16 protein-coding genes are annotated in these 18,112 nt (G+C 44.4%); 10 read left to right on the forward strand and 6 right to left on the reverse strand.

Annotated features, from left to right (window positions below; genetic code table 11):
* The first annotated feature begins 3 nt into the window (after positions 1-3).
* The 7 genes from CIK89_RS02250 to CIK89_RS02285 all read left to right on the forward strand — a co-directional run bounded on the left by CIK89_RS02250 (position 4) and on the right by CIK89_RS02285 (position 10,462).
* Positions 4-1,386: a right-handed parallel beta-helix repeat-containing protein gene (locus CIK89_RS02250; RefSeq protein ID WP_094389812.1), complete on the forward strand. Its 1,383-nt coding sequence runs from the start codon at positions 4-6 to the stop codon at positions 1,384-1,386.
* A gap of 1,402 nt (positions 1,387-2,788) precedes the next feature.
* Complete coding sequence (locus tag CIK89_RS02260) at positions 2,789-3,748, forward strand: hypothetical protein (RefSeq protein WP_094389814.1); 960 nt, start codon at positions 2,789-2,791, stop codon at positions 3,746-3,748.
* 133 nt (positions 3,749-3,881) lie between these two features.
* Entirely contained in the window at positions 3,882-4,346 is a 465-nt protein-coding gene (locus tag CIK89_RS02265) for a copper resistance protein NlpE (protein ID WP_094389815.1), read from the forward strand.
* 277 nt (positions 4,347-4,623) lie between these two features.
* Positions 4,624-6,762: a bifunctional endo-1,4-beta-xylanase/feruloyl esterase gene (xyn10D/fae1, locus tag CIK89_RS02270; protein ID WP_094389816.1), complete on the forward strand. Its 2,139-nt coding sequence runs from the start codon at positions 4,624-4,626 to the stop codon at positions 6,760-6,762.
* Between the two features lie 23 nt (positions 6,763-6,785).
* Positions 6,786-8,774: an alpha/beta hydrolase-fold protein gene (locus CIK89_RS13785; RefSeq protein WP_254046598.1), complete on the forward strand. Its 1,989-nt coding sequence runs from the start codon at positions 6,786-6,788 to the stop codon at positions 8,772-8,774.
* A gap of 415 nt (positions 8,775-9,189) precedes the next feature.
* Positions 9,190-10,095, forward strand: a complete 906-nt coding sequence (locus CIK89_RS02280) for a DMT family transporter (protein ID WP_094389817.1) — start codon at positions 9,190-9,192, stop codon at positions 10,093-10,095.
* Between the two features lie 169 nt (positions 10,096-10,264).
* Positions 10,265-10,462 carry a DUF4842 domain-containing protein gene (locus tag CIK89_RS02285; RefSeq protein ID WP_158214958.1) on the forward strand — a complete coding sequence of 66 codons (198 nt, stop codon included), beginning with the start codon at positions 10,265-10,267 and terminating at the stop codon, positions 10,460-10,462.
* 208 nt (positions 10,463-10,670) lie between these two features.
* On the opposite strand, the gene CIK89_RS02290 is transcribed toward CIK89_RS02285, so the two are convergent.
* From CIK89_RS02290 to CIK89_RS02315, 6 genes are all read right to left on the reverse strand, one after another.
* Complete coding sequence (locus tag CIK89_RS02290) at positions 10,671-11,153, reverse strand: hypothetical protein (protein WP_144007330.1); 483 nt, start codon at positions 11,151-11,153, stop codon at positions 10,671-10,673.
* A gap of 319 nt (positions 11,154-11,472) precedes the next feature.
* Positions 11,473-12,471 (reverse strand): translation elongation factor Ts, encoded by a 999-nt coding sequence (tsf, locus tag CIK89_RS02295; RefSeq protein WP_094389820.1) that lies wholly within the window; start codon positions 12,469-12,471, stop codon positions 11,473-11,475.
* 40 nt (positions 12,472-12,511) lie between these two features.
* Positions 12,512-13,354, reverse strand: a complete 843-nt coding sequence (gene rpsB / locus CIK89_RS02300; protein ID WP_094389821.1) for a 30S ribosomal protein S2 — start codon at positions 13,352-13,354, stop codon at positions 12,512-12,514.
* Positions 13,355-13,474: 120 nt separating this feature from the next.
* Positions 13,475-13,861 (reverse strand): 30S ribosomal protein S9, encoded by a 387-nt coding sequence (gene rpsI, locus CIK89_RS02305; RefSeq protein WP_094389822.1) that lies wholly within the window; start codon positions 13,859-13,861, stop codon positions 13,475-13,477.
* A gap of 11 nt (positions 13,862-13,872) precedes the next feature.
* The gene (gene rplM, locus CIK89_RS02310; RefSeq protein ID WP_094389823.1) at positions 13,873-14,334 is read right to left on the reverse strand and encodes a 50S ribosomal protein L13; all 462 of its coding nucleotides are present in this window, start codon (positions 14,332-14,334) and stop codon (positions 13,873-13,875) included.
* 268 nt (positions 14,335-14,602) lie between these two features.
* Positions 14,603-14,866: a hypothetical protein gene (locus CIK89_RS02315; RefSeq protein ID WP_216820462.1), complete on the reverse strand. Its 264-nt coding sequence runs from the start codon at positions 14,864-14,866 to the stop codon at positions 14,603-14,605.
* Between the two features lie 1,057 nt (positions 14,867-15,923).
* On the opposite strand from CIK89_RS02315, the gene CIK89_RS02320 reads away from it, so the two are divergent.
* From CIK89_RS02320 to CIK89_RS02330, 3 genes are all read left to right on the forward strand, one after another.
* Positions 15,924-16,433: a hypothetical protein gene (locus CIK89_RS02320; protein WP_144007213.1), complete on the forward strand. Its 510-nt coding sequence runs from the start codon at positions 15,924-15,926 to the stop codon at positions 16,431-16,433.
* A 31-nt stretch (positions 16,434-16,464) separates the two neighbouring features.
* A complete protein-coding gene (locus CIK89_RS02325) occupies positions 16,465-17,022 on the forward strand; it encodes a hypothetical protein (RefSeq protein ID WP_094389825.1) in 558 nt (185 codons plus the stop codon).
* A gap of 93 nt (positions 17,023-17,115) precedes the next feature.
* Positions 17,116-17,799, forward strand: a complete 684-nt coding sequence (locus CIK89_RS02330) for a hypothetical protein (protein ID WP_094464334.1) — start codon at positions 17,116-17,118, stop codon at positions 17,797-17,799.
* The last annotated feature ends 313 nt before the right edge of the window (positions 17,800-18,112 follow it).

Genomic DNA, 18,112 nt, shown 5'->3' on the forward strand with positions numbered 1-18,112 from the left:
AATATGAAACAGATAAATACTTTCGCCTGCATGTTGATCATGGCAACGACAGTGTTCTCAACAGCATGCGAGAACGACAATATCAATCCATACGATTACGTAAACAACAACAATCAGGATAACAATAACCAAGGTTCTACCGATGCCATCAAAACATCGTTTGCCGAATACCCCATAGGGTCGCTGGTATGGACCAAAGACACTACGCTGACCGAGAGCATAGAAATTCCGGAAGGCACTTCGCTCTACATCGAACCGGGTGTGACTGTCACTTGCAAGGCTGAAGTGCAAGTGCCCATCGAAATCGTGGTATTGGGCAACCTCTACTGTATGGGTACTGCCGAGAAGCCCGTTGTGTTTACTTCAGACGACAAGAAACCTGAGGCATGGGGTGGTATCATCTGCGGATACAATTCGGAAGAAGTGGTGCTCAACCATGTAGAGATAGCCTACGCAGGAGCAACACCTACAGAAAACTCCATCTCGTTTCAAAGAAAACTCTTCAAAACTACTATCGATGGCGGTGTGCCTGCCTTCCATTTTTGCAATGTAAACGGTAAGTTTGTGATTGCAAACAGTTTCTTCCACGATGCCTACAACGACCTAACCTACTTTACTGGCGGCAATGCCGTCATTGTCAACAGCATCTTTGCTGATTGCGGAAACAAGACCGATGGTGGCGAAGCTATCAACGTGAAGGCTGGATGCAAATTTGATGTGGCTAACAATATCATCTACAATGCCTGCACCAATGCTTTCAAACTCTCAAATGCGGGTAACAGCGAGGTGATTCCTCTCACCGAAATGACCGTATATAACAATACGGTTGTAGATTGTGGATGGCGTCGCGCCAAAAACAAAAAAGGCGGTTCGGTATGGGTCGAGAAGGCTGCAAAGCCCATTTTCGTCAACAATTTAATCTACGATTCACGCTTCGGACTGAAACAACCTAAGCAGGACGGTGCAGATATGGAGCACAGCCGACTCACTCCCAACTATTATTTCGCCTCAACAGAAACGGGTGTGAAACAAATGGAGAAAGGGGCTTCACTCGGCATTTGGTTTGATACCGACATCAAGAGCGGCGTTGCCGGACAACTCGACCCACTATTCAAAAATTTCAAACAAAGCAGTAACATGAATATCAATTGCGAATCAGATGATGTGGAAAAAGGTGCTCCACTCGCCTTCGACAAGACATGGAACTTCGACGTGAAAGCCGAAAGTCCTGCACGCTCTGGCGGTGTTACCGATTTTGCTCGCCTTTTCCCCAACGGCATTCCTTTCTTTGGCATGAAAAAGGTAGTTTTCTTGGATAACAACAACGATCAGAACTACTACTTCACAGCTCCACTGCCAAGCGCCAGATTCGGAGCAACGATGTAATATCGGTTCGTTGAATATCGTGCCACCCATAACTATATGTTCATCCATACACTTCTTCGTGTGGGTTGACATATAGATATGGGTGGATTTCATATGCATTATTCACGCACGAAAAATAACTACGACACAATCTATTCGTAGGTATATAGGAATCGCTATTCTCTTGTTTTTGGATAGCCCTAACGATAGTTTCCACACGAACTGGTATCAATGTAAATGCTACACTTGTTTTTTCAGAGTTTTTCAAACGCCTGACAAAAGTTTTGTCTAACGTTGGATAATGGTTGTGTCAAACGTTGGATAATAGTATTGTCAAACGTTGGATAATGGTTGTGTCAAACGTTGAAAAGAGTTATATCAAACGTTGGGTAAAAGTTATTTCAAACATTGCGAAAGAGTTGTGTCAAACGTTGGGTAAATGTAGTTTCCAACGATAGGCAATCGATTCAAACACGTCAGACTACCAGGGAAAGAAAAATATAGTTGGTGGTCGATCGGTGGTCGAAGGGTGGTCGATTCCACAACATTGAACACCATATAAGTCTTTACTACTCAGAAACATAACCGTCACGGGTGGTCGGTGGTCGAAAAAACAACACATCGCGCATGCGCATACGCGCGTGAACATCACGCGAAAGATGAGGGCAACAGGAATACTATGGCTATTATACCAAACCTTTCAAGAAATACCTGAGCATCAAGACTGCAAAAGGATTCTTTTAGAATATAGGTTTTCCCACATTGTCTTACTCCATTTAATACCAATGGCTTACGACGCTCTTGGTTCTTCCAATCTACAAGCTGAGTATATATCTTTCTTTTCATAGATTTACACTTTTAGACACATAACAATGGTAATATCTTACACTTTCTGACACATAAAATCATCACAAAGATACACTTTTTGACACATACATCCAAATAAACATAGCAAAACAATTGGGGTATTATGTTTTTTTTAAGCATAATATTTAAGCAAGCTTGCTATTCTGCATTCGGTTTGCACTATCTTTGGACTTGCAGCCCCAAGATACTCACGTTCGACAAAGCAGAAGAAAAAATGCTTTTTCTTTTGCTTTTCGCTCACTTAATCGTATCTCTGCAATCTCATTGCTTAGATAGGCTACACCTCGGAAGTACAAAGAAAAAAGTGTTTTTTCTTTGTACTTCTCTCGGTTTGCACTATCTTTGGACTTGCAGCCCCAAGATACTCACATTCGGCAAAGCAGAAGAAAAAATGCTTTTTCTTTTGCTTTTCGCTCACTTAATCGTATCTTTGAAGCTATGCTTCTTCGATAGGCTGCACCTCGGAAATAAAAGAAAAACTACGTTTCTCTTTGTATTTCTCTCGGTTTGCACTATCTTTGCACGGAAAATGGTTAGATACTGCATCATAACACTAATGGTCTGGCTATCACTTGCCAGCGGAAAGGCACAGACTACAGATGTGCGCTGCCTCGACTTTATGGGTGTGCCCATCGAGGGAGCGGTCGATTCGTTCCTTGTACGCATACAAGAGAAAAACTTCACACCATGGGGAGATTCGGGAGATGGCGAAGACTATTATTTCCGGGGAAACTTCTATGGCATACGTGCCAAACTGATGGTTAGTGCCGATAAAGACACCAAACGGGTTGAATCGATGTATTTCACCGTGGGACCCTATCGTACCAAAGAGATGATGAACCGCAATACGGCTTATTTCCTCCGCAAACTGTCGCAAGACTATGGCAACTATACCACACGAAACGGATCATACTATTTCTTCAACGACTATGGCAATGTGAAAGTGTCTATCACTAAAAACAACGATGGGGCTTCGGATATCAATATCTTCTTCCAACCTACTACTCCTTTTTATAAAGATGCGGTACTGTTGGGACTGAAAGGCAATGTGCAAGAGGTGATGACCACCAATCCGGTGTCGGAGAATGCCATGGAGCGTTTCGCACGAGACGGCAAGATGGAGAATCCTGACATCATGGAGCGCATATATAATGAATATGGTTATCTGACAAAGGCGAAGATGCTGGAACGCAACGGCACAAGCAGCATCAGTTATGAGTATGATGACAGAAACAGACTGGTGCGCCGCACGCTGACCAACGAGAAAGCTGCCATCACCTATGTCAATGAGTATATCTACAACGACAAGAACGAAATACTCAACGAGAGTCAAAAGGTTTATAATGAACAGAAGGAGTGTCTGATGTCGGTCAATATGCGCAATGAATATACCGCCCACGACGATGACGGCAACTGGACACGCAACCAACTCAACATCGTGTATTGGGAGAAAGATGCACAAAGCCAATCTACCAACGTGGTGCAGACACGCAAGATTCGCTATTGGGATGAATAACAAAACAGGTGCAACACCCTCCTACTCCACATAAACTTCCACATACAACTATCCCACTCATTAGATGATGAAACGGGAACTTCATCAGGAAAAGTGTGGATTACCCTTGACTATTTATCAAAATGTATAAAATATGAAAAAGACAATTATTTTAGCAGTAGCCGTTATTGCTGCAATGTTTGTTGTCTCATGCAATGGCAACAAGACAACAGGTCAGAAAACTGATACAGATAGCCTCAGCTGTGTAGAGAGTGATTCGCTGCAGGCTGATGGCATTGCTATCGAATCGATTGCGGGCACCTATGAGGGAACACTCCCCGCAGCAGATTGCCCAGGAATCAAGACAGTCTTGACACTCAACAGCGATAGCACTTACCAGTATGCTGCCGACTACATTGACCGCAAGGATGGACACGACGAGGCAAGTGGCATCTTCAAGGTATCAGCAAATCACGTGATTGAGATTATCCGCCCATCAAGTGGTGAGGCCTCTTACTACAAGGTTAAGGATGACAATAGCCTCATCATGACCGATTCGCTCGGCAACGAGCCTGAAGGAGAAATGGCTAAACACTATGTGCTGACAAAGAAAAACTAAACTTCAAGCAGAAAGCACTCACGCTATCATACGAAACGAGTCCACGGAAACCATGTTTCGTGGACTCGTTATTTTTTGCCTTCTTATTCAAGAATAATCAATATCAGGACATCTACACTTGCTTCCGATTCCATCCCACACACCATTTCAACATCTTTATCTATTATCTCAACCAGCAGAAATGAAAGAACCGAAAAAGAATGTGTTACACCGCATGACCATTACTATATATATTATATGTATCTTTGCATCATCCTAAAACAATTAAACTAAAGACATGAAGATCAAACAAAAGATTGTATGGGTTGCTCTTGCTGCAATCAGCGCAACAACCGCTCAGGCACAGGGTTTGAAAGATGCCTACAAAGACTATTTCACTATTGGTGTGGCTGTCAATAAGCACAATATTGCACAGCCTGAACAAATCGCACTGATCAAGCGAGAATTTAACAGTGTGACTGCCGAGAATGATATGAAACCTGTATCGGTACACCCGAAAGAAGGTGTATGGAACTGGGGGGCTGCAGACAGTATTGCCAACTTCTGCCGACAGAATGGTATCAAACTGCGCGGACATTGTCTGGTTTGGCACAGCCAGTTCTCCGACTGGATGTTTACCGATAAAAAAGGTAAGGAAGTGAAAAAAGAGGTGTTCTACCAACGCTTGCGCGAACATATCCATACAGTGGTCAACAGATATAAGGACATTGTATATGCATGGGATGTGGTCAACGAAGCCATGAACGACAACAATATGATGCGCTTCCGTCCCGGACAGGAGCCTTCTCCCTATCGCCAAAGTCGTCTGTTCAAACTTTGTGGCGATGAATTTATTGCCAAAGCTTTTGAATATGCCCATGAGGCAGACCCCAACGCTCTGCTGTTCTATAACGACTACAACGCTGCAGACCCCAAGAAGTGCGAGCGAATATACAATATGGTGAAGAAGATGCAGGATGCCGGTGTACCTATCACTGGTATTGGTATGCAGGGGCACTACAACATCTATGGACCATCGGAAAAGGATGTTGATGCTGCACTGACCAAATATTCTCAGTTGGTAAAACATATACACATCACCGAACTCGACATCCGTACCAATGAGGAAATGGGTGGACAGTTGCAGTTCTCACGTGGTCAAGCCGTTGCACAGCCCGCATATATTGCTGCACTGCAGGAAGACCAGTATGCACGTGTGTTCCGCGTATTGCGCAAACACAAGGACGTGATTGACAACGTAACATTTTGGAATCTTTCTGACCGCGACTCCTGGCTTGGCGTGAATAACCATCCGTTGCTCTTTGATGCAAACTACAAAGCCAAGAAGGTATATAGCGTAGTAAAGGACTTCAATGTTGCACTCGACCAACATCAGCCTAAGGAAGACTTTGTACCCAGTTCAAAGAACCAGCCTGGACAACAGTATCCTATGGTCAACTCTGAGGGTTATGCCCGTTTCCGCATTGTAGCTCCAGATGCCAAATCTGTTATTGTAAGTCTCGGATTAGGTGGTCGTGGCGGTACAGTACTGCGCAAAGACAAGGACGGCGTATGGACTGGAACTACAGAAGGTCCTATGGATGAAGGTTTCCACTATTATCACCTGACCATTGATGGTGCTGTGGTAAACGACCCAGGTGCCAACAACTACTATGGTTCATGCCGTTGGGAGAGTGGTATTGAGATTCCTGCCCACGATCAAGCATTCTATGAGAACCGCATGAATGTGGCTCATGGTCATGTACAACAGGTATTGTTCCCCTCAAAAAGCACCAACACCGTGCGTCGCGCTTTTGTCTATACTCCACCGACGTATGGCAAAAACAAGAAAGAACGCTTCCCTGTGCTCTATCTGCAACACGGATGGGGCGAGGACGAAACAGCTTGGAGCAACCAAGGTCATGCCAACCTGATAATGGACAACCTGATTGCAGAAGGTAAGTGCAAACCGTTTATCATTGTGATGACCTACGGCATGACCAACGATGTGCGCTTCGGACATATCAATAAGTTTGATGCCAAAGAGTTTGAAACCGTATTGGTGGATGAGCTCATTCCTTATATTGATGCCAATTTCCAGACCAAGGCTGACCGCAGCAATCGTGCAATGGCAGGATTGTCAATGGGTGGTTTTGAAACCAAACTCATCACCATGCGCCGCCCAGAGGTGTTTGCATACTGGGGACTGCTGAGCGGTGGACAGTATGAACCTGCCGATCTGAAAGATAAGGGCGAGGTGAAACTGATCTTCCAAAGCTGTGGTAGCAAAGAGCGTCCCGAAGCCATCAACGCTTCAACAGCTCGCTTGAAAGAAGCTGGTTTCAACGCTGTGGGACATATCTCTGAGGGCACAGCCCACGAGTTTCTGTCATGGCGCCGTGCCCTGCACACTATGGCACCGCTGCTCTTCAAATAAAGCATATAGTCAAAAATACTATAATGAAAAAAGCTATCTTATCATTACTTATGCTCTGCTGTGCCATCGTGATGATGGCACAGCCACAGAGCGCACCAGGCGGATTCAAAATGCCCGAAACCAATCCGCAGTACAAGGATTTGAACTATGCAGGCGATAGTTTGGAAGCTCACCGACTGGACATCTATCTACCTGCTACAGGTCATGAGAAGTATAAAGTGGTGATGGTAATATATGGTAGCGCATGGTTTGCCAACAACATGAAGGCCATGGGCTATCTATCAATCGGCAAACCTCTGGTGGATGCCGGCTTTGCCGTAGTAAGCATCAACCATCGTAGTAGCGGTGATGCAAAATTCCCTGCACAGATCAACGATGTGAAAGCCGCCATCCGCTATATTCGTGCCCATGCCGAGGACTATCATCTCGACACCTCGTTCATCGGCATCACAGGATATTCTTCTGGTGGTCATCTGTCATCGCTGGCTGGTGTAACCAACCACATGAAGACACACACCGTAGGTAAGACCACGGTAGATATCGAAGGCAATGTAGGGCATTATACAGACTATTCCAGTGAAGTGGATGCTGTAGTGGATTGGTTTGGACCAATCGATATGGCAACTATGGAACGCTGCGAGACTGTAAAAGATGCCAAATCACCAGAAGCCGCACTGATAGGTGGTGCGCCTGCCGATATGCCTGACATGATTTCACTCACCAGTCCTTACAGCTACGTCACACCAAACATTCCTCGTTTCCTCGTCATACATGGCAATTCCGACAGCGTAGTGCCTTACTGTCAGAGCGAGCGTTTTGCTGCGGCACTGAAGAAAAACGGACGGTTGGAAAAGTTCATCACCGTGGAAGGTGGCGAGCATGGTCCTGTGACATTCAACGAAAATACCTTCAACGAAATGGTGACGTTCTTCCAACAAGAGGCCAAAGCCAAGCAAGCACTCGCTAACCAAGAAGGACAGCCTTCGCTGTGGAATATCCGCGGACAACAGTATCCTAAGGTATTGGCCGACCATCGTGTGGTATTCCGCGTCAAGGCTCCTACTGCCAAACATGTGCAGATAGACCTTGGACGAAAATATGATATGTATAAAGACCGTGATGGCATATGGACTTGTGTGACCGATCCGCAGAGCGAAGGATTCCACTACTATTTCCTCGTAATAGACGGAGTACGTGTGGCAGATCCGCAGAGTGAATCGTTCTATGGCTGCTCGATGATGACCAGCGGTGTAGAGATTCCCTATGATGACATCAAAGCTCCACGCTTTGCCCAACGTGATGTTGCTCGTGGCGACGTACACCGCAAACGATACTTCTCAAAGGTTGACAACAAATGGAAAACTATGTATATCTATACCCCTGCTGCCTACGATACCAATCCCAAAGCCACCTTTCCCGTGCTCTATCTGCAGCATGGTGGCGGTGAGGACGAACGCGGATGGAGCAACCAAGGACTGACAGATATCATTCTCGACAACTTGATTGCCGATGGCAAGGCTGTGCCAATGGTTGTAGTGATGATGGATGGCAACACCAGCGACTTTACTGCCGAATGGACACAAGAGGGGATTCCTTTCGTAGAGAAGAACTTCCGAGTGAAGAAAGGCATGAAGTATCGTGCCTTAGCCGGACTGTCAATGGGCGGAATACATACACTCAACGCCTTGGTGTCAAGTCCTGACCTGGTGAGCTATGCCGGTGTATTCAGTTCGGGATGGTTTAAAGAACGAGTACCTTGGGCATCGTTTATTGATACGGAGGCATGTTACAAAACGCTGAAAGAAAAGGTTGCCATCTACAATAAGAACCTCAAGAAACTTTGGCTGTCAATGGGCGGAGAAGAAGACATCGCCTATGAAAACTGCAAAGCCATGCGTGCACGCTTTGACGAAATGGGTTTGAAATACGACTACTACGAGTACCCAGGCGGTCACACTTGGCCTGTATGGCGCGAAAGCATCTATCAATTTGCACAACTGATTTTCAAATAATTCATTACTTTTGATTCAACATGGACTGCTCCGGTGATGGAGCAGTCCATGTTTTCTTTGTATTTTCCATCCTGCATCTATCCTTTTTCTGTCAACAACCGAAAAAAAATTGTCGTCATAGAGAATAGTATCAAACAGTCAGACAAAACAGCAACACGCTTAGTCTTGCAGATTTCCAAATAAATGTTTGGTCATTACAATTATAAGGTGTAATTTTGCAAAACAAACCCCAATGATGTCCAACATGCACCGAAACCACCAGATGCGTACGAGTATGACCAACTATCAGTTCTCACGTATGGGTGATAAGGAAGCGGAGATACGCTCTATAAGAGATAAATGAGCGATAAGAAACCTGTAAAGACGACAAAGAAGGAATAACAAACTTACAGCAAATCCAAAAAAACGCCTTAATATGACACAAGAAAACAACCCACACAACTATCTGAGACTACACATCGGCATACTGTTGGCGGGAGCTACCGGTATCTTCGGGCGTATCATCGCACTAACAGAGATTCCTTTAGTTTGGTATAGAATGCTTATTGCAGCCATCGTACTATGGATTGTAATGCGCATGAACCACCGCGTCAGCATACCCGAACGCCACCAACTTGCACGTATTGCTGGATGTGGCATACTGCTGGCTATTCACTGGGTATTGTTCTACGCCAGTATCAAAGCATCAAACGTAAGTATCGCTGTGGTCTGTATCGCACTCAACGGATTCTTTACTGCCATCATCGAACCGCTCATCGGACACCGACGCATGTCGTGGCATGAACTGGCACTCAGTCTTCTCACTCTGGCAGGCATCCTACTCATCTTCGGTCTGGACACCAGACATCGCACAGGTATCATCATCGGTACATTCTCATCGCTGTTCTACACTTTATTCTCCATTACCAGCAAACGTGTACAACAGCAAACCGGACGCTCAAGCAGCACCATGCTACTCTACGAATTGCTGGCAGGATGGGGCGCTCTGACAGTCATCTTGCCAATATATCTCCACCTCTACCCCACCGCAACACTATTGCCTACGGGTATCGACTGGGCCATGATATTGATGTTTGCATCGGTGTTTACCATCGGTCCGTTCCTCACACAGCTACAAGCGCTACGCACCATATCAGCATTCACCGTCAATCTGAGCTATAACCTCGAACCGCTTTATAGCATCGTACTCGCCATGATGCTCTTCGACGAAGGACAAGAACTCAATGGCGCATTCTGGTTTGGCGTACTGCTCATCATCCTTTCGGTAGTATTACAAACAGCATTATCAAGGCGAGCCGAAGCAACAATCTGCGGTAAATGATGCTTACAGATAGTCAGACAACCAATTAGGATTTATTATCGGCAAAAGAAACATTATCTTATTGATTGATCACTCATCTCTCTTCAAAAGCGTTTAGCTGTTCTTTGTGCAGAATTCATGTAAAAGAGTCTATAGACAAGTTAAATAAAGCTAAATTTCAGCTCAAAGAGTGACAAAGAGTGACAAAGGCGGACATCATCCTTTTGCACTCGAAATTCCCCTTCCGTCCATCGCAGATCCCAAGCACAGCAAAATCTTTGTGCCTGCCACAGAAGGCAAAAAGATTGATGAAGAGTTTCCCAACTTCAAATCGTGGGCAACAAGCGACGGTCATAATTCACAAGACTGGTATATGCATCGCAAATAAAGGCCCTAATGAATCATTAAGACTGGACAGTCTATAACACACAGACACAAACTAAACTGTCATCAGATAACGTGAAGACCTCGACACCCTTTATAGGATGCCGAGGTCTTATTACATTCTTACAGCTACTAATTTTATTTTATCCTGATACTTTCCAGTCATTAAGACCAGAAATGTTTTCTATTGAAGATTGTATGTATGTGAGGTTTTATCTTGCGCCATTCATCACATGGCGGCACATCTTCTGACGCTGACGAATAGCTTCGGGACTGTTATTACCCTGTTGTCGACAATTGCGATCTACCTGATGCTTACAGTATTTATGTTTTTTGTTCTCAGGATACTTAGCATAGATATGGTGCACATAAGCATGGTCACGCCAAGAGATGGGACGGTAGAAATAATAGGTGTTTTTATATTGATGCCATTGACGTTTGTTGAGCAACGACTTAATCTTTTTGTCTCTACTCTTACATCCTCTACCCTCTATGTCACGGTAACTGCTGATACCATCCAGATAAACAAGGTTGATGCGCAACAGTTCTTGACTCTGAACACGGGTCAATCCGAGTTCGGCTGTCATTATTCGGGTGATATAACTGGCCTCATCCTTCGCATGTTCGAGGCGTTGTGCTTTTGCAGCAACGGCAAACATCAGGATTGTTGCCATTGCGAATACCATTCTTTTCATAACTCTTCGATGTTTGGGTTATACCATGTTTATTATCTCTTCCAGAGCCAGCACGTGAGCGCAAACTCGTATCGTTTGACTTCTGATGGTGCAAAGATACGGAAAAGATGACAATAGAGTCAAGGGGAAATTCATAAACAATAATAGGAAAAACCCTATCGATAGCAGGGAAACATGTATCAAGCACAATCCGTCATGTGATATCCACTGTACATTTCCAGCATGCTACTCAAGTTGATTAATAATAACCAAAAAAAGGAGCACCCTTATGGGATGCTCCTCCAATAATATCGGATTGTGCTTAATGCCTATCTACGGATTACTCAGCAGAAAGGGTGAAGCGCTTGAAGTCAACGATCTTGAGATCCTTGTCCTGCTTAGCGAGCCACTGTGAAACAGAAGCTTTGTCGCCATCACCGAACTGGAACTCCTGGTCAACGAGACAGTTCTCTTTCAAGAACTTCTGTACGCGACCCTTAGCGATGTTGTCGATCATGTTCTCGTTGAGTGAAGCAGCCTTCTCAGCAGCAGCCTTTACCTTGATTTCGCGAGCCTCTTTAGCCTGCTCCTCAGTAATCCAACCCTTTTTCATGTTGCTCTCGATGTGATCTTCTGAGTCAACGTGAGCGGGATTGATACCGGCCTTCTTCAGCATGTTCTCAACATACTTCTCAACCTGCTCAAGCTTGGTCTTCTCAACAGCAGTCTTGTACTCCTCGTCGAGAACAGCCTGAGAAACCTTTGAAGCATCGAGTGCTACAGGCTTCATGGCAGCAACCTGCATAGCGAGCTTGTGGCCAATCTCAGCAACGGGTTTGTTGGTTTGTACCATAGTAGCAAGAGTATGCTTGCCCATGTGGTCGTAAACCTCGATATTCTCACCTTCGAGAACATTGTAACCGTCGAGTTCCATCTTCTCACCGGTGATACCTGAACGCTGAGTAACAGCGTCCTGAATCTTCTGACCATCAGCGAGAGTCAGCTCCTTCACAGCTTCGATGTCCTTAGCCTTAGCAGCTACAGCAGCATCGAGGATGCTCTGAGTGAGGGCGATGAAGTCAGCACCGTTGGCAACGAAGTCAGTTTCGCACTTCAGGGCGATGATAGCAGCGAAGCCATCAGCAACCTTTGCAAGAACACAACCGTTTGAAGTTTCGCGGTCGCTACGCTTTGCAGCGATAGCCAAACCACGCTCACGGAGCAGTTCCTTAGCTTTCTCGAAATCGCCTTCAGCCTCGGTCAGCGCTTTCTTAACGTCAGCCAGACCAGCACCAGTCATAGTGCGGAGCTTCTTGATATCTTCAATTGAAATAGCCATAATCTTTTTGCTTTTTTAGAATTGATGATTAAACCTTTAATTACTCTGCAGCAGGAGTATCCTCTTTTGCCTTAGGAGCTTCCTCTGCGGGAGCTTCAGCAGCCTTGCGAGGCTTGCGTGCAGCACGCTTAGCTTTTGCCTCGTCAGCATCAGCCTCAGCCTGTGCGTCTGCAGCTTTCTCGTCGGCTTTCTCTACCTTGCGCTCTTCGAGACCTTCGTTGATAGCCTGGCAGCAAGCATTGAGGATAACCTCTACGCTGTCCTTAGCGTCATCATTGGCAGGAATTACGAAGTCGATGTTGTTGGGGTTAGAGTTGGTGTCAACGATACCGAATACGGGGATACCCAGACGGTTAGCCTCGCGAACGGCAATCTGCTCTTTCAGCACGTCAACAACGAAGAGTGCAGAAGGCAGACGAGTCAGGTCAGCGATAGAACCGAGGTTCTTCTCCAACTTGGCGCGCTGACGGGTAATCTGCAGCAACTCACGCTTTGAGAGGTTGCTGTAAGTACCATCCTGCATGAGCTTGTCGATGTTCGCCATTTTCTTTACGGCCTTGCGGATAGTCGGGAAGTTGGTAAGCATACCACCCGGCCAGCGCTCAATAACATAAGGCATATTCACGCTCGAAGCCTTCTCGGCGATGATTTCCTTAGTTTGTTTTTTAGTAGCGACGAACAGTACTTTCTTGCCGCTCTTGGCAATCTGCTTCAATGCTTCAGCAGCCTCGTCAATTTTAGCTGCAGTCTTGTGGAGGTCAATGATATGAATACCGTTACGCTCTGTGTAGATGTACTGAGACATAGCGGGATTCCATTTGCGCTTCATGTGACCGAAGTGACATCCGGCCTGAAGCAATGTATCAAAATTAGTTCTTGACATTGTCTTAATGCTTTAAAATTGTTGTTTACTTTCTTTTTAATTCTTGTTGTTAGAACCAGCCGGCAGGTAATCCTATGATGGAGTCCTACCAGTTTAGATACTAAACGTGTCCAGTAGATATTAACGCTTACTGAACTGGAAGCGACGACGTGCCTTGGGCTGACCTGGCTTCTTACGTTCAACCTCACGTGAATCGCGGGTCAGGAAGCCTTGTACCTTAAGGGCCTTCTTGTCTTCTGCATTAACCTTAACGAGTGCACGGGCAATAGCGAGGCGGAGAGCCTGGCTCTGACCAGTGAAACCACCACCGTCGAGGTTAGCCTTGATGTCATATTTCTCAGCCACTTCGAGCAGGTTCAGCGGCTGCTTAACCACGTACTGCAGGATAGCTGAAGGGAAATATACACTGATATCTTTCTTGTTGATCGTGATTTTGCCTGTGCCTTCGCTCAGGTAAACGCGAGCTACAGAGCTCTTACGACGACCGATTGCATTAATCATTTCCATCTTCTATCTTATTATTTATACTGGTTAATATCAATTGCTTTGGGCTTCTGTGCCTCGTGGTTGTGCTCAGTTCCTTCATAGATGTAGAGGTTGTCGAGCAAGCTACGGCCGAGTGGGCCTTTGGGAAGCATACCTTTGACAGCGTGCTTCAAGATACGCTCAACGCCGAATGGCTGCTTGCGCAACATGGCGGGAGAGGTGAAGCGCTGTCCACCGGGATAACCAGTGTAGCGGGTGTAAACCTTGTCGGTTTCCTTTTTGCCGGTGAAAACCACCTTAGCGGCATTGATGATGATAACGTTGTCGCCACAATCTACGTGTGGTGTGTAGTTGGGCTTGTACTTTCCGCGGATGAGCTTAGCTACTTTAGAAGCAAGGCGACCAACAACCTGGTCTGTGGCATCAATAACCACCCACTCCTTCTTAGCTGTTTCCTTGTTAGCGGAAATAGTCTTGTAACTCAAAGTGTTCATTTTACTTTTTAATTTAACTACTAAAAAACATTTAATTCTCTTTTCTCTTATGCACAGACAAATACCACGGCAGAGGTCTAACTCCCTGCAGCAGTCTAACGTCTTGTGCTGAATCGTGATTCACAAACCGCTTTGCCCGGCCAAAGGCACTGCTATTTACACACGGTTCACGGGGATTCTAAGTCTCTCCCCAATAATCGGACTGCAAAGTTACGACTTTTCTTTTGATAGTCAGAGTGTTTAAGCTTGAAGATTATTATATTTATGATTATTTAACATTCGACAAAGAATCGTCCTCTTCGTCAGGTTCCTCGCCCTCAAGTTCCTTGATGCGGGTCTTGGCATCAGCAAGATCTGACTTGGACGAAGCAAGCTCCACCTTCAGATTGTGTATCTTCTTGTCCTTTTGGCATATGACACGGTTGAGACGTCCAATCTCCTCAGTCTTCTCGGAGTCGGACTTCTCAAGCTTACGCAGACGCTGATTAATCGAGCATAAAATTTCGTCTATGTCAGTACACGGTCTTGCCATTCATCTGCAATGATAGGCATTTCTTGTGAAATGACCAAATGCGGTTTCACATCCATTAACGGAAGTTTTGCGTTTGCCCGAAACGCAAAATAGGCTCTCGTTGACGACTGTCTGCTTGAAGACATAATTTGGCTGCGCAAGTATGCCGCACCCACAGGCATCCTAATAGATCTAAAATTTGACAAATGTAGGCTACACATACATAAGACCATACATACAAACCGCTTTAACAATGATTTTGTTTTGGAACAAAATCAAGTTTATGAATTATTAACGAGTTCAGTTGACTATCTTATGCTGTGGGGGGCTGAGTAGTTACATTCATGAGTACTAACCATACACTGTAAACGCGCAGCAAGCGTATGGTTATTTATTAGTAATATGCCTCAGTACAAAGCAATATTTTAACTTCATAAAAACATATATAACATGCATAAACACGCCATTTGTTACCGTTTTTTTGTTAAAAACTTCAAATTCATTTGGTCGTTTCATAAATAATATTTAATTTTGAAGCGGTTTTCATGAAACATGCAGTTTCCTATAACATGATGAGTAGAGACTTATCGCTGAATTGTTACTTGGACTGCAGAATCCACGCCGACATGATGCGCTCACAGATTTTTTTAGTGTGTATGAGGTTCCGCATAGGCTAAGGGATATAAACCACAGAGGTAATGAGAGCCACTATTTATGGGAAGCGTTTATCATGCGCTTTGTAGCTTGACGTCTTGAAATTCTCGCAAAGTTTCAAAATGATTCAGTCACGTGACGAAGCAACGATAGATGCTCATGGGATGTTTTTATAATGCCCTGATATCATGCTGTACGTTGTTACTTTATAATAATGTACGTGTATATGGGATTGTTATATCAACAATCGGCGTGGGTTTCTGACGTTGCTCGTTCTTGACTGAATGGGCAATGCGAGAAGCCTCAAGACGTAGGACGAGTGACAAGATCAGACTCCTACGCTTTTTGTTTATAGTCAATAACTTTTTCATGTAACAATGTATTATTGCCGATACTTGGGAGTCAGTTGGCCAGTTAAACACGTATGAAAAAGATTGCGTTTACACTTTTATTATTAGTTGGCTGTGCATCCTCAATGTTTGCACAGGCTAAATTTGAGCATGCACAGACACGTATTCAAGAGGGTATGTCTGAGTTTTTTGTTCGTCCTATGGTAGCCGAACTTCAAATGCTCAACAAAGATTGCCAAGAATGGTCTTTCAACATTTTCCCTGGTGTTCCTCTTTCCGACATCAGTGTTGACATGCTTGAAAATGCCAAGGCTAACGCAGCATTTAAAGCCACAAAACTTGCTGGTGCAGACATTATTCTTGGTGCTACTTTCTATGTTATTAACAACGAAAAAGCTAAAGGACTGGATGTTACCGTACGTGGTTATCCTGCCAAGTATGTGAAATTCCACAACTATGGCGAAGGACAACTTGGCGCTGACGACTCTAAGTGGATTACTCCATTGCAGGATGGTGCTCGCATACGTGCCATATCTGTTGACAACAAGCAGAACAAGGCTGTACAACGAAACACAAACAAGTAAATTTCAATATTAATTTTAAATTTTAAAGACAATGAAAAAATTATTAGTTCTGGCTATCGCCTCAATCATGAGCCTCGGCGCTTCAGCCCAGCTCATTACCTCAAACACCATGACTTATTCTCACAAAAAGGGCAGTGGTTACAACCGTATTGGTGCATCGTACAATTCAATCAGTACTGATGCCGAAGGTTCTGGATCTGTCAGTGGAGCTTCGTTGTCATGGACCAAAGGTATCTCTGTTTCTAAAAGCATGCCTCTATACATAGAGACTGGTATTGGTGCCACTTACGCATTTGATGAATTAAATGCCCTCACAGCCACTATTCCTTTGAACGTAACATACAAGTTACCAGTTACCGAGGGCATCAAGATTGCTCCTTTGGCAGGTTTGACTTTCAATGGAAACATTTTATCAGACGCTGATGACGTGAAGGTCTTTAGCCTTGGTTGGCAGGCTGGAGTTAATGTAGAGTTGGGTAAATTCTATGTTGGTGTAACTTATGGTGGTGGTCTGACCAATTATGCAGGAAACGAGTCATACAGTTGCAAATTGAACAATCTTGCAGCCACTGTCGGTATCGTATTCTAACAAAAAAAAGAATAACTTAATGGTCTGCCGAACATCTGTTACTATAATGGATGTTGGGCAGATTATTTTCTTTAACAATAAAGAGATGATGATATGAAATTCATGATTTTGACAGCATTAATGATGACGTCTATTACCTTTGCACATGCACAAGAGAGCTACACCTTGATTAAAGAAGGCAACAGCTATATTTGCAAAGGTTCTCAACCATGCAAATATGACGAGAAAGCGACCTTCGGAAGCGCTGCACTCTGGGCAATAGAGAAATCAAGCAACATCATTGAGAATACACTGAAGTGTGATGCGAAAAAGCTATCATTAAGCGTCGGTTGTAGCATTGAAGAAAGCGAAAACTCAGACAAGGCTTATACCTTTCAACTCAACATTGGGGTAAACAAGGGGAAGATAGAATTTCTTATAAAAGACGTAAAATGTATTCCAAAGGGTGTTATGGCTGTATTCAAGACCGTATCATTAGACAAGTTGAATTTAGAGAAGAAACCCCAGAACAAGGAATATGTTGATAAGTTTTCTGTTTTATGCAATCAGTTTATGCAGCAAACAATGAAAGAAATCCTTGGAGAAAATATTGATTTGTCTCATTGGGAAGCCATTATCAATGGACAAGTAGTAAAAGGTATGAACCCCAACGAGGTTATATTGGCAAAGGGTAAACCCCTTACAGTCACAGAAAACTCACAACGTACCATGTGGTCTTATGAATCTGGCAGCATCGTTATGATAGAAAACGGAATTGTTAGCGGCGTCATAAACTAAAAAAAATAATAATTCATCATGAGAGTGTGTCATAAACAGACACACTCTCACCTTTTTTACTTAGCACACACTAATAATGATGGTCAGCATAAAATATGCTTCGGTCCATATATAATATTTAAGGATCGCGCACGCGCACTCGCGCGCACGCGATGTCGTAAAAATCGACCACTCGACCACCTCTATAGTCTAACATGCAGTAGTTTAGAACTTTAAGTGGTGGTCGAAACTATTATCATCGACCACCCTTCGACCACCGGATTGCCATCGATTATCAACACAGACCAAGCAAAGCAAGTCCTGCATATCGATA

Source organism: Prevotella sp. P4-119, assembly GCF_002251345.1.
Classification (GTDB): Bacteria; Bacteroidota; Bacteroidia; order Bacteroidales; family Bacteroidaceae; genus Prevotella.

Coding starts and splice junctions, on each gene's coding strand:
- CIK89_RS02250 (WP_094389812.1), top strand. CDS start 4: ATGAAACAGATAAATACTTTCGCCTGCATGTTGATCATGGCAACGACA.
- CIK89_RS02260 (WP_094389814.1), top strand. CDS start 2,789: ATGGTCTGGCTATCACTTGCCAGCGGAAAGGCACAGACTACAGATGTG.
- CIK89_RS02265 (WP_094389815.1), top strand. CDS start 3,882: ATGAAAAAGACAATTATTTTAGCAGTAGCCGTTATTGCTGCAATGTTT.
- xyn10D/fae1 (WP_094389816.1), top strand. CDS start 4,624: ATGAAGATCAAACAAAAGATTGTATGGGTTGCTCTTGCTGCAATCAGC.
- CIK89_RS13785 (WP_254046598.1), top strand. CDS start 6,786: ATGAAAAAAGCTATCTTATCATTACTTATGCTCTGCTGTGCCATCGTG.
- CIK89_RS02280 (WP_094389817.1), top strand. CDS start 9,190: ATGACACAAGAAAACAACCCACACAACTATCTGAGACTACACATCGGC.
- CIK89_RS02290 (WP_144007330.1), bottom strand. CDS start 11,153: ATGAAAAGAATGGTATTCGCAATGGCAACAATCCTGATGTTTGCCGTT.
- tsf (WP_094389820.1), bottom strand. CDS start 12,471: ATGGCTATTTCAATTGAAGATATCAAGAAGCTCCGCACTATGACTGGT.
- rpsB (WP_094389821.1), bottom strand. CDS start 13,354: ATGTCAAGAACTAATTTTGATACATTGCTTCAGGCCGGATGTCACTTC.
- rpsI (WP_094389822.1), bottom strand. CDS start 13,861: ATGGAAATGATTAATGCAATCGGTCGTCGTAAGAGCTCTGTAGCTCGC.
- rplM (WP_094389823.1), bottom strand. CDS start 14,334: ATGAACACTTTGAGTTACAAGACTATTTCCGCTAACAAGGAAACAGCT.
- CIK89_RS02315 (WP_216820462.1), bottom strand. CDS start 14,866: ATGGCAAGACCGTGTACTGACATAGACGAAATTTTATGCTCGATTAAT.
- CIK89_RS02320 (WP_144007213.1), top strand. CDS start 15,924: ATGAAAAAGATTGCGTTTACACTTTTATTATTAGTTGGCTGTGCATCC.
- CIK89_RS02325 (WP_094389825.1), top strand. CDS start 16,465: ATGAAAAAATTATTAGTTCTGGCTATCGCCTCAATCATGAGCCTCGGC.
- CIK89_RS02330 (WP_094464334.1), top strand. CDS start 17,116: ATGAAATTCATGATTTTGACAGCATTAATGATGACGTCTATTACCTTT.